Source organism: Alkalicoccus saliphilus, from assembly GCF_003044065.1.
In the GTDB taxonomy this organism is placed as follows: domain Bacteria; phylum Bacillota; class Bacilli; order Bacillales; family Salisediminibacteriaceae; genus Alkalicoccus; species Alkalicoccus saliphilus.
Genome location: NZ_PZJJ01000054.1, coordinates 1 through 11,962 on the forward strand (window position 1 = coordinate 1; position 11,962 = coordinate 11,962).

The following is an 11,962-nucleotide window of genomic DNA, read 5'->3' on the forward strand; positions in this document are numbered from 1 at the left end:
ATTATACAGGGAGGTTTCTTATTAACCAGATGAGGTGGTGGCTCCCTTTCCGCATCAGGTGGCTCTATGTTCCGCAAATGCTGGCTCAAAACTCCGCACAAGTGGCTCAATCTGGTCGCAATATTCATGGATCAGGGAGTTATTGATAACATGTTTAAATACGAATCAAACCAGGCAGAGAAAGCCCCTGATAAAAATTCCAAAACACCGTTACCGAAAAGTATCGATAATTTAACCCTGGACAGGATTCTCACCGCCGTCCAGACATTCGATGACAGTTTTAACGCGGACCAATTAGCTAAAGCAGCCGGCATCAGCCACTCCACAGCGAGACGTTACCTTGAATACTTAATTACCTCCAACAAAGTAGAAGTTTCCATGCATTACGGGCAGGTCGGCCGTCCGGAAAGAAAGTATAAAAGAACAAAAAGATAAGCAGGATTTAAAATTACATTATTAAAAAGCTGGTTATCCCTGTACTTGAAACCAATAGGGATAACCAGCTCTTATTTGTATATAGTGAGTTTGTTTGTTAGTTGTATGGCGAGATCTCTGAATCAATACCAGTTTTACACATGCTACTTCTGCGTTTTTATGTGCTTTTTCCATATTGATCGCTAATTGCCTAATCATTTAACTTCTTTTCACCTAACAACCTACAGGATTTGCTGCTTTTTTGAAATCTGGATTTGACTCGAATAACTTGTTACTATACGAAAAATTATAAAATCCCCCAATGTTCCCCTTTGAGTAATTCTGCAATTTCATCTGCATTCATTTTCTCTTTATATCCTTTTACTTCGGAGAGATCCAAATACCGCACGCCGGCTATACCGCCTTTGGATGTTTTTATATATTCAGTTTCATAGTATTCGTCCACCACAAAAAATCTTCTCTCATCTTCCATTGAGTATCCGTGGAATGCTTTGGACTCCTTTGTGATCTGTTTTATTTGGTCTTTTACTGTTTGAGAAGAATGTCCCAGGATATCTTCGTAAGAAGTGAAGTCCTGGCTGTTTTCATCATATTGCGCATCTACAATACCGGTTATTTCACCAATTGCCCGGATCGCTTTATCTTTATACAAACCGATGTACTTTGTGTTTTGGTATCCCCGGTCCTGAGGATGAAAATAGATTTTATGCTTTATATTTTCATCAAAGGTATTCCCCGTTAAAACAACGCGGACGGTGTTGTTTAAATTATCAATGAGCCCCGACTCGTGGCAGAACTTCTCATAGTCATCAATCAAAGCAATCATTTCCAAATCAAATTCCTGGAGAATATCTTTAAATGAGTGAGCTATCTCTTTAAATGTCGTGGAAGCAAACTTTATATCTGTTTCGTTATTTTTATTATAAACAAGTAATTTATCGTTAATTTGCTTTTTATAGCCTGCTGTAATTGGTTCTTTATCGATCCAAAGAAAAATTTGATTGTCTTCTTTTTCAAAAGCATCCCAATGTCCTGTAATCTGATCGATATTCTGTTGGCTGTAAAGTTTGGTTTCAATCACCACTTTAAAGCTTTCCTGGCTTATAACCCCGTCCGCTACCCGACCGCTGCTGGATCGTTCCTGCTGCTTAAATTGAACCGACGTGTTCAGCTCTTTTTCATTGTCTTCCAAGATAGAATTAATAAACAATGAGAACTTTGCCGGGCTGTTCTGGTATAAGCGGCTGAACAGCAGCAAGGTATTATTCGTTACCATGTTTTCTTTCTGCGAGTACCTAGGGAAATAATGTACGTCTGTCATGGAAAGCAAACCTCCTGTGTTTTTACTATAGTGAAACTACAAATTCAGATAAAGATATTTCCCCTTCGCTATCCTTCTGCCTCCTCATCCATATACTCTTTTCGAATCTGACTTAAGCTTTTCCCCGATTCTTTGTGAACAACAAAAAAGTAGGTCTGGATGCTGGACAACCCGAATATGTTATTAAGCCAGGCCTGCATGGAGATTTCTTCTCCATTCACTTCCACTTTTTCACTGGGAAGAAGTGCAGCTTCATCCGCTTTCCCTTTTGCCTGAATAATATCCCCAGATTTTACGACACCCCACTCCAGCATTGTTTGAATTTTTGGAAGTGACCTTCTCTTTGTCTTTGGTTTTTGCCGGGGAGGAACCGCTTGAGTTTGTGTGCTTCACTTCCAAATTCACGTAATAGTCTTCGTATTCAACAGAAGGGATCAGTTTATCCACCTGTATGTATACATCATTATTTATGAGATAAGGAATCAATTTATAACAGCTGATATCAATGCCGTTCTGACTAAGCCAGGCAACAGTGGACAGCGTCTGCTCGTCATAATCGGAAGCCACCAAAATAATACGCTGCTTTTGATTAAATGTTTTTTCCGCATGGTTCTGAATTAAAAAATCATCCAAAATACGATGACCCCATTCATTGAACGTCGGCTCTCCCTTTTTGGAAATATACCATATTTATCCAAATAAGGTGCGTACACCTTCGATCGTCTTTCGTTTTAATAGTGGCATAGCTCGCTGCATAGCGGGCAGCCTGAAATTCAAAAGGCTCTTTTCTCTGCGCTATGTCCTGCCGGTCCCTCTTTATTTCTATTAAGACAATATTTCCATTGGCATCCACAGCTGTTAAGTCGCTTCTCTCCCTGCTGTTCATTCCTTACCTGCTTCCCTACAATAAGTAAAGATACTTCTCCACCTTCAAGCATTTGAATATCTGTTCGGAGCATTTCTTCCAAATCATTTTCAACCATACCAAGCTCGGAAAACGTTGTTTTGTTTCTTCCATTTTCCCGCATTTGATCTGTCTGCAGATAATTGGTGCATCAATCGCTCTCCCTCTATATTCCGTATTATAACAAGTGATTTCATTAAGGTTAACAATATTTTCAATAATATACCATTTAAGGAATGACACCCATCTATTTAACAGTTCTACAAAATATTCGATTTTGGTATATTTTTCTTCCTTTGCTTTAGTTAGAGGTAAGACAAGGCTGAAGGATGAAAAAATGAAAACTATACATGCGAACGAATACGAGATGCTTATTAAGCTGCTTAAACAAAAACGAAAAGCCGCCGGTGTAATCATACGGTTTTTTCCTCTGCTTCTATAAGTATTTCAAGATGGAGCTGTTATTTAAACCCAATCAATGGGTTCATTCATTTTATGTCAGTTTCATAGAAATTTCTGTAAATATTCGATTTTGGTATATTTTTTATCCTTTGCTTTAGTGGAAGTAAGACACGGCTGAAGGATGAAATGATGAAAAGCATACATATGAACGAAAACGAGATTTTAATTGAACTGCTTCGGTAGAAAAGAAAGTCCCTCCATCTCAACCAGGAGGACCTGGCAGAGAGAATTGGGAAAAATTATGTGTACGTGAGCAAGCACGAACTTTGTGAAAGAAGAGTTCCCATGATCGAATTTCGTACTGTTTGCCTTGCCGTATAGCTGAATCTGGTAGAATTGTTTAAAGAATATTAATAATTAATTAAGGAGAAATTATGACAATTATAGAGTATACGCCCAAAAGAATCGCTTCATTCAAAATGGTGGAAACTGACCCTTGTCAAACGCTGGAAAGAGCAGAACGCAACCTCTGCCTGTATCAGGCGATGAACAAATTAACCATACAGGAACAGCGTGTCGTCACACTTTTATATGGCTTTCTTGCTAAGGGATCTTTATCAAGAGTGGAAGTGAGTGCAGAGCTGAGTATTTCACCACAGAGAGTGTATCAGCTGGAGAAAAGTGCTTTAAGAAAGCTACGACTACATATGAAGATTAATTATTAAATTACTTCAACTCTCAATGTCTATAAATTTTTACGAACTACAGTTAGACCTAATATCAATACTCGAAAATAAATATTCTCCTTACGTTCTACCTAGTTCTCTTCTTCATAAAATATTCCTGTCCAGTCACATGTCTTTTTAAAAACCCGATCTGGCTTACCAGTCTCATTCTGAAGAAAAACTTTAGGATCTAGTAGCAACAAATAATGAACTTCCTCACAAATGTAGCATTTCCATAAATCTAATATATAAATTTTTTGAATAGTTCTACCACATTCCACCTCTACCATTATTTCAGCCTTATTTACTTTTTATAGGAATCCGATCTTAATCCACTTTTTATATTTTTTACATAGGTATATTTACATTAACATTTATTCCCTTATCTTTTATAATTTGATAAGATAAAATGTGGAGGGCTAGTTTGTAGAAGGAAATGTACAAACTATAGAGAATATTTTTAAGATACGAAGTTCCCTTCTTCTATATGTTACAGCTATTTCTATTTATATTTTAAATTTAACCTAATTTAGATATTTTCAACTCAAATAATTTAGAGACGCCTATTAGTGTCACCATTATAAAAATAAGAAGAGTAAAACTAAATCGATTAGAGAAAAAACCCTGAGGATGTGACGTATGGATGCTCAAACTTTTAATAAAATAAAAGAAATTACATCTGTTGGTGAATGGAGAGAGGTTGAAGGTTACCCGAATTATATGGTGAATACATATGGCGAGGTGTTAAATAAAAATAATGGTAAAATAATTAAACAGCATAATAACACTGGAGGGTATAAATTTGTTTGCTTAAGAAGTTATGGCAAACCTAAACAATTATTAGTTCATCGACTAGTCGCTACAGCATTTATACCTAATCCCGATAATCGAGGAGTTGTTAACCATATTGATTCTGATCGAGGAAACCCCCAAAAAAGTAATTTAGAATGGGTGACTCATAAAGGAAATTCTGAACATATGGTTGATAATTTTCGTAGCCCTAATCAAACTATGACAATTTTGTTAGATAAGTTTGAGTATGAGATATTTTTTTTCCATCGAAAAGGCGATGTTTAAATTATATATATAAAGAATTTCGCATTAAATTTGGATACAGTGAAGGTGAGGAAATAATTGGTACGGATATAGAACTGTATACTGAGTTATCTCCCGTATCAAGAGATGGAAGAGCAGCAAGACGTCTTAAACTTAATTTCTAGGAAAACAATCTCCATTGCAAAATGAATATTTCCATTTTGTATTAGATACTTATAATTAATATATGTAAATTAGCACTACACAAAGCATAATAAATAAGAGCCACTAAAAATTGAGTTTGTGAAATACGGTATTAGCACCAGGCCCATAGACGCCATAGACCAAGTAATCACTGACTCGTCTGAAGGATCATAATTCTATTTAATCACACAGTTTATTGATATACCGGAAAATATTTCGTTGTAATGCCATACTACACCACTTAAAGTTTACTTCTTTAAGTTATTAAAGAACGGTAAAAATCTTTGGAAATTATGGAGTGATTAACATTGATGAGAATTAATAATTTAATTGAAGAAGTTATTAAATACATAGAAAGTGAACATGACTTGTCTTCCCAACAAAACGGCACAGATTTTGAAAATTATGTAGTGGAGATGCTAAAGAAAATAAATACTGATAAAGGATATGACTTTATAATCGAGCAAACAGGAAAACAGACGTTTCCTGACATAATTATTAACAATACATATGGGATTGAAGTTAAATTCAGTAAAGGCACCAAATGGGAATCTACTGGAAATAGTATTTTCGAAGGCACATTGAAAGCCGGGCTAGAAAATCAAATCTTCTTGTTATTTGGAAAGCAACATGGTGATCAAATACAAGTAAGATACAAAAATTACGAAGATGTTTTATCGGATATTAAAGTAACTCATTCTCCTAGATTCTATATAAATATGGATGTGAACAAAAACCAAACCATTTTAAGTAAATTAGATATGGAATATAATGAGTTTAGAGTACTAGATCCACCTGAAAAATCAAAAAAAATTAAAGAGTTCGTACGTAGGAATTTGAATGAAGGCGAAGCACTTTGGTGGATAGATGAATCAGAAAGTTCTCCAAAAGTTCAATTATTTAGTAGTCTCTCGAGCAGCAAAAAAGACGAGTTGTTATCGAAATGTATGGTTCTTTTTCCAGAAATTTTTTCTTCCTTGCCAGATAAATATGCGAGAGCGACTTCATACTTGCTTCGTGAACATCAAATAATGACCTCTTCATTAAGAGATAACTTCTCTGCCGGAGGAAAATTTTTATGGACGAGGGGAGAATTCACATTCAATTTAAGCCAAATTTATAGACGGTTATCGTATTTAGCTCCTTTAATACATCACCAACTCTCATCATTTGATTTGGAAACACTAAACGATTCATGGCAATTAGAAGATTTTCCACCTGAAGAAAACACAGAAGGTATTTGGAAATATTTAATAGATAATGCAATTAATAATAACTTAAGCTATCGTCACCAACGTATAAGAAGTAAAGACTCACATAAACCACCTTTACCTTCCGAAGTTTATGAAAAATCCTTATCTAATTATTAACCAATGGAATCAATTTCATAAGTGCCCTTTTTGAATAAATAAACGAACAATCTGTGTATTTTATATATTAAAAGTCCGCTTAATCAGAAAGACCGAAGTGGAAGACGGCGACTCCTGGAGGAGTCAACGCCGTCTGACGATCCACTCAGGCGAGTGTTTTTTTCGCATAAGTTAGATGAAGACAAGCCCTTTGGAAAGCATCCCTCTGCAAGGGAGGACTTATCTATCATTCGTATTTTCCGATTTTGGTTTTTATTACGAAATTCTCTCAATGGTATAAACTATTCATACTTTCACTGTATTTTTAAAAAAATAGCATACATCTTGTAACTACTTAAAAACCTTATCTCTCCTTTTTTTAGACAACACCACCGTTGAATATGAAATTTATGCGGCTAAAGTAAAGGGGAATTTTTTTTATATACATAAATTAAAGGGGGATAATAATGGAAAAAGTCGAGCCAACCGGTTTTTGGACGTTTTTCTGTAATCCGAAGAAATGGGCTATTGATGATTTTTTGGCTTCAGGTAAACTAGAAGACACCTTTTCAATAACCCATTGGCAAAAAAGCTGGTTTCAAGAAGGCCAGCTCGGTGTGGTGAGAGTTGGCCATGATCATAGAAGTAATGAGCAACTGGATGGAAAACCAAAGTTGAAGCGAGGAATTTATGCGGTGGTGGAGATCATCGGCAAACCAATATATTCCTTAGATAATAATGAATTTTACTATGAAAAACGCCATCAAAAAAATTATCGAGTACCTATAAGATATATAAGAAACTTACTGCGTCACCCTTTGCTGATTGAAGAACTAAGCATTAAAGATGAAGAATACGACAAATATTTATTGGAAGGATTTCAAGCTTCTTCTATGCCTTTAAACCCTAGAACCTTAATAAAGATTGAAACATTACTTCAAAAAAGCACCAAGTTAGATTCAAAACTTTTTGAAGTCGGTAGAAAATACTCTAGAAAAGATGTTTATAGAATTTTTGATGTGCCTGAAGAAAAACAAGGAGGTAATTGGAACACCGGTTACACGACCTTCAATGAGGATGTTTTTGTATTTGTGAATATAAACTCTGCCGGCAGAACAGGACACGATTACGACAACAAATTTATCGGGGACGACTTACAGTGGTTCGGTAAAAGAAATCATTCTTTGGCCACTCATGCCATTCAAGCCATGTTGAACCCTAAGGGGAAAGTTTACGTCTTCACTCGGGAGGATAACAAAAATACTAACTTTACGTATCAAGGAAACGCCACAGTTAAAGAATACCAAAATTCCAAACCTGTAAAAATCATTTGGGAATTTCGCAATGAAAAAGAAGAGCTTTTTAATAAAGCCACTGAAGAGGTAACCACTCCCGAAAAATATGTGGAAGGAGCAACCAAACAAATATCTGTAAATGTTTATGAACGAAATCCAGTGGCTCGAAAAAAATGTCTTGAGCATTATGGATACAGCTGCGTAATCTGCGATTTTAATTTTGCTGAAATCTATGGAGAGATAGGGGAGAATTTTATTCATGTCCATCACTTAAAAGAGTTGAGTACTGTGGGGACAGAATACGTAATTGATCCCGTTGAAGATCTTAGACCTGTATGTCCTAATTGTCACGCCATGTTACATAAAAGAAAGCCGGCTTATTCTATTAACTTTCTGAAAAAAGTTTTAAAAGAAAAAGGATTTAATAAATAATGAAAACTGTATTATTGCATTTTAGAAAACCCAAAACTCGTGGTGATTTATTTGTGTACAGAAAAATTATCTTTTAAAACGGCTTAGTGAATATATCTATTGTTATTAATTTCTTTTCAAGAGCTTGGCGTATAAAAACTATTAAACTAATTCATCCAAATACTATAGCTAAAGTTTTATATCTAATCACCTTCCTCACACCTTTTAAATTTTATAGTGAGACAAATTATATCTTCGCTTATTTTTAAGAAAGCTTGGAAATTTAATCACCAAGCTTTCTCTAATAAGTCACTGTAATTTTTTAATGTATTCATATTAGTTCCTTAATCAGTTTAGCAAGACTAGTAAGGCTTAAAAATTGATACAATATTACCCTTAAAATAAAGTAAGGGCTTTGTCACTGTGGTTGGTCAATGCCAAACGATCGTTTTTGAGTAAGACATTTTGTACGGCTCTAGCTACGTGCCATCCTAAAACCGGTGGTACGGCATTACCAATTTGTTTGTAAGTCTGTGTCGCTGATCCTAAAAACACGAAATCGTCGGGGAAACTTTGTATTCTAGCGCATTCTCGTACAGTTAACCTTCTCCACCCCCTCATATCCTCTTCGTTCTCTGAATTGTAAGTGTTATAGTGCGCTTCTATATTGCCATGGTGTTCAGCTCTAATCGTTACTGAAGGCTTGTCCGCTTTAATTCTAGAGTTTCCTTGCATTCGTCTACCGGGATAGAACTTGGCTCGAGATATTTGGTTGTGGTTTGGAATTGATAAATCCTCTTCTTTCCCCCATAAATCCTCAATCGCCTCTTTAGCAGTTTTCCATTTGTTAACGTGAGTGGGTTTAGGGAGCGTGAATTCCCCTGACACATCTCTTCTAACGCCCACAATGAAAACACGTTTCCTGACTTGGGGAACACCATAATCCGCAGCATGTAATAAAAAGTGTTTTACATCATACTCTACTTTATTGTCATCATGTATAATTGAAGACAAATCATTTTTAATAGTGTTTAAAACAACGCCTCCATTCATATTTATCAATCCTTCAACATTTTCCGCAACAAATATTTTAGGAGCCGTTCGTTCAATGACTCTTTTCATTTGCAAATAAAGCCTACCCCTTTTTACTGTGATTCCTTGTCTTTTACCAGCCACACTAAAATCTTGACAAGGAAAACCTCCAATAACAACATCTATATCCGGGGGGAAAATCTCAGTAGAAGAATCCAAAATGTTTTGAATGTCTCCTTTTACCATATGGTCACCAAAATTTTTCTTGTAAGTTTCAATTGCTTGTGGAAAAATATCATTAGCCCAGACAGGATTTAACAGGTTCCGTTCATACTTTTCACCAAAAACACTGAAACCTCCTTTAAATCCTAAATCCATACCTCCACATCCACTAAATAAAGAGATAAATTTATACATATAGGTCACCCTGTCTATTAATTATTAGAAAAGATAAATCGAATATCCAGTATAAATTATATAACTCCTGTAGTTATAAGTCAATTATAAGGAATGATTACATGATTAAGTTTAACTTGCACTCTTTGTTAAAGCAACATAACTATTCCCAACATGAATTTTCCGAAATATCCAAAGTGCGACCCAACACAATTAACGATATGTGCAATAATAAAACCAAAAGAATAGAGCTGGAAACATTAAATAAAATCATGAAAGGATTACAAATTATCACTAAAAAAGAAGTCAGTATTGAAGACTTGATTAGATACGAAGACGAGATGAAATAGCAAATAACTATATTAATAGTCTATATAATCCGTGATTTTTGAAACCACCGCTTCTAAATCTTCGTTTATTTCATGTTCCCATACTCTAACAATGTTCCATCCTTTTTCCAAATAGTAATTGGTTACTTTTTTATCTCTTTCTTTATTTCTCTGAATCTTTGCTTCCCAAAAAGAAGTGTTGCTTTTAGGTATTCTTCCATGAAGAGGACAACCATGCCAATAACATGAGTCTATAAAAACCACCAATTTGTATTTCTTCACTGATATATCCGGCTTTCCATACAAGGAGGAATTGTTGACTCTATATCGCACGTTTCTATTCCACAAAGCTTTTCTAACACGAAGTTCTAGAGTGGTATTTTTAGACTTAACAGCTTTCATGGTTTTAGACCTTTTATCATTTGAAACATTGTCCATTGATTATCACCACTTTCATTATCAAAAGGTTTTCTAAAAAATAAAGTTGAAATAAATTATGGATCATTAATGAAAGTTTGACGATTTTTATAAAAGTAAGTGGTTAAAGTTAGGGAACCTAACCGAGCATAGGTAAAACCATTCTCCTCATGCACTGAAATTTCCTAAGTCGAGTCTAATCTATCGCCTATCGCACATGATTTATAACTTTTTGTACTTCTGACAAATGTTCTTCCAAAATGACTGCTTTTAAAGGATCTATTGCTGTACTTTTGATTTTTTTCTTTAGGTTACAACAGTATAACCTCATATGAGGCGCATCTTTTTCGTTGTAATCCCCTGAATTAGTCACAGATAAATACAAATGGCGTAAATATGAATTTAACTGTGAAATTTTCTTATTAGGAAAACAAACAATTTGATCCCAGAAGTTAATTTCACAAAGATACTTGAAAAAATCACCTTCGAATGTGAAATTCTCAATTTCTCTTGCCATCTTTTCTATTCCCTTTGAATCGTTCATTCTTTTAACAATATCTTCAATTTGGTTTCTTTTTATTTCTTTTTTAGCTAGGTCAGTCCTTTCATTCAAAATTATAATTAACTGTTGAACCTCATGTTCTTGGTCATTACTTAGTAGTTGCTGATCTAAAGTGGTTTCTTCTCTAATCAGCAGCTCAACATTTTGATTCAAAGAAACTTCTAGCCCCTTTTTGAACCTTTCTAGAAGGTTATCATCACATTTTAGAATGTTTTTGTCTATTAAAAATTTAATGAGTTTAAAAGTTTGGATATAACTTTTTGGATCATAATTCCCAAAGTCAATATTATGCATTACTTTTAAAAAGCTCAAATTTAAATCCTCTAATTCGTGGGAATCATAATTACGTAAAATCCTCAAAGCCTTAAGTTTTTCATCCTCTTTTTTATACTTCTCTTTTATTTCACACAAGAAAGTTGACTCGTTAATGTATCCTTCAAAAATAAAATCTGCTACAGATGTATAAAATCTAAATCTTTTTGAAATAAAAACGTTATTTTGAATTAAACTTTTAGCACCTTTGTTCTCCTTTTTCCCTTCGATAAAAGGAGAATAATTTAGATGTTTTTTTGCTCGAAGAACACTGGTGATTTCTCCATTTTTATAGCTAGTACTTAGTACTAAAGCAAAAGTAAAAATATCCATTAACTCTTCTAAATTATCAATTTTCCCAATATTATTTTCATCTTCACTTAAATTATTCTTTTCTAAAATTGAATACACATCTTGTACTATCTCAATAACATATTGTATGGTTCTCAAATTCAAATCTTCTATAGCATTTAATATAGAATTTATTTCGCCTTGGTAACGATCATAGAATAATTGTATTGACGAATATTTTTCAAACATACTATTCACAACTGTATGCTTCTCAGGCTGATACTCGACTGTTCGTCTTATAATTTTTTCACTCGTTTTCTCAAAGTCATTTTTATTATTCTCGGTGAAATTAGATTTATCAGAAACCAAAATTGTCTTTAAATTATTATGCTCTATATAGTTTGAATTAATATATCTGATGCTACTCTAAAAACTGGACACAGCTAATTGGGGGAAAGCATGTATAATGATCTGTACATGGAACCCACATTAGAGGAGTGTTCAAGATGGTAAAACGAAAATATGATAAAGAGTTTAAACTA

General features: G+C 34.3%; 12 protein-coding genes. 6 read left to right on the forward strand and 6 right to left on the reverse strand.

What is annotated here, in order from left to right:
• The first annotated feature begins 126 nt into the window (after window positions 1–126).
• Window positions 127–435: a response regulator gene (locus tag C6Y45_RS16615; RefSeq protein WP_160058472.1), complete on the forward strand. Its 309-nt coding sequence runs from the start codon at window positions 127–129 to the stop codon at window positions 433–435.
• Window positions 436–721: 286 nt separating this feature from the next.
• On the opposite strand, the gene C6Y45_RS16620 is transcribed toward C6Y45_RS16615, so the two are convergent.
• The 3 genes from C6Y45_RS16620 to C6Y45_RS17895 form a co-directional block, all read right to left on the reverse strand.
• Window positions 722–1,711 carry a hypothetical protein gene (locus C6Y45_RS16620; protein ID WP_146159192.1) on the reverse strand — a complete coding sequence of 330 codons (990 nt, stop codon included), beginning with the start codon at window positions 1,709–1,711 and terminating at the stop codon, window positions 722–724.
• Window positions 1,712–2,008: 297 nt separating this feature from the next.
• Complete coding sequence (locus tag C6Y45_RS17890) at window positions 2,009–2,389, reverse strand: hypothetical protein (protein WP_218017829.1); 381 nt, start codon at window positions 2,387–2,389, stop codon at window positions 2,009–2,011.
• Window positions 2,390–2,405: 16 nt separating this feature from the next.
• Entirely contained in the window at window positions 2,406–2,642 is a 237-nt protein-coding gene (locus tag C6Y45_RS17895; RefSeq protein ID WP_218017830.1) for a PDDEXK family nuclease, read from the reverse strand.
• A gap of 854 nt (window positions 2,643–3,496) precedes the next feature.
• Between C6Y45_RS17895 and C6Y45_RS16630 the strand changes: the two genes are divergently transcribed.
• From C6Y45_RS16630 to C6Y45_RS16650, 4 genes are all read left to right on the forward strand, one after another.
• Window positions 3,497–3,787 carry a sigma factor-like helix-turn-helix DNA-binding protein gene (locus C6Y45_RS16630; RefSeq protein WP_107586348.1) on the forward strand — a complete coding sequence of 97 codons (291 nt, stop codon included), beginning with the start codon at window positions 3,497–3,499 and terminating at the stop codon, window positions 3,785–3,787.
• A gap of 639 nt (window positions 3,788–4,426) precedes the next feature.
• A complete protein-coding gene (locus C6Y45_RS16640; protein WP_107586350.1) occupies window positions 4,427–4,864 on the forward strand; it encodes an NUMOD4 domain-containing protein in 438 nt (145 codons plus the stop codon).
• Window positions 4,865–5,334: 470 nt separating this feature from the next.
• The gene (locus C6Y45_RS16645) at window positions 5,335–6,396 is read left to right on the forward strand and encodes a hypothetical protein (protein WP_146159193.1); all 1,062 of its coding nucleotides are present in this window, start codon (window positions 5,335–5,337) and stop codon (window positions 6,394–6,396) included.
• 446 nt (window positions 6,397–6,842) lie between these two features.
• Window positions 6,843–8,102 carry a DUF3427 domain-containing protein gene (locus tag C6Y45_RS16650; RefSeq protein ID WP_107586352.1) on the forward strand — a complete coding sequence of 420 codons (1,260 nt, stop codon included), beginning with the start codon at window positions 6,843–6,845 and terminating at the stop codon, window positions 8,100–8,102.
• Window positions 8,103–8,477: 375 nt separating this feature from the next.
• Here the strand turns inward: C6Y45_RS16650 and C6Y45_RS16655 are convergent, their stop codons facing one another.
• A complete protein-coding gene (locus C6Y45_RS16655; protein ID WP_107586353.1) occupies window positions 8,478–9,530 on the reverse strand; it encodes a DNA cytosine methyltransferase in 1,053 nt (350 codons plus the stop codon).
• Window positions 9,531–9,631: 101 nt separating this feature from the next.
• On the opposite strand from C6Y45_RS16655, the gene C6Y45_RS18220 reads away from it, so the two are divergent.
• Window positions 9,632–9,859 carry a helix-turn-helix domain-containing protein gene (locus C6Y45_RS18220; RefSeq protein WP_107586354.1) on the forward strand — a complete coding sequence of 76 codons (228 nt, stop codon included), beginning with the start codon at window positions 9,632–9,634 and terminating at the stop codon, window positions 9,857–9,859.
• Window positions 9,860–9,871: 12 nt separating this feature from the next.
• Here C6Y45_RS18220 and C6Y45_RS16665 read toward each other — a convergent pair whose 3' ends face one another.
• Together C6Y45_RS16665 and C6Y45_RS16670 are read right to left on the reverse strand one after the other, a co-directional pair.
• Window positions 9,872–10,276, reverse strand: coding sequence for a very short patch repair endonuclease (locus C6Y45_RS16665; RefSeq protein ID WP_107586355.1), 405 nt, complete (start codon window positions 10,274–10,276; stop codon window positions 9,872–9,874).
• 187 nt (window positions 10,277–10,463) lie between these two features.
• A complete protein-coding gene (locus C6Y45_RS16670; RefSeq protein ID WP_107586356.1) occupies window positions 10,464–11,678 on the reverse strand; it encodes a hypothetical protein in 1,215 nt (404 codons plus the stop codon).
• Window positions 11,679–11,962 lie beyond the last annotated feature (284 nt).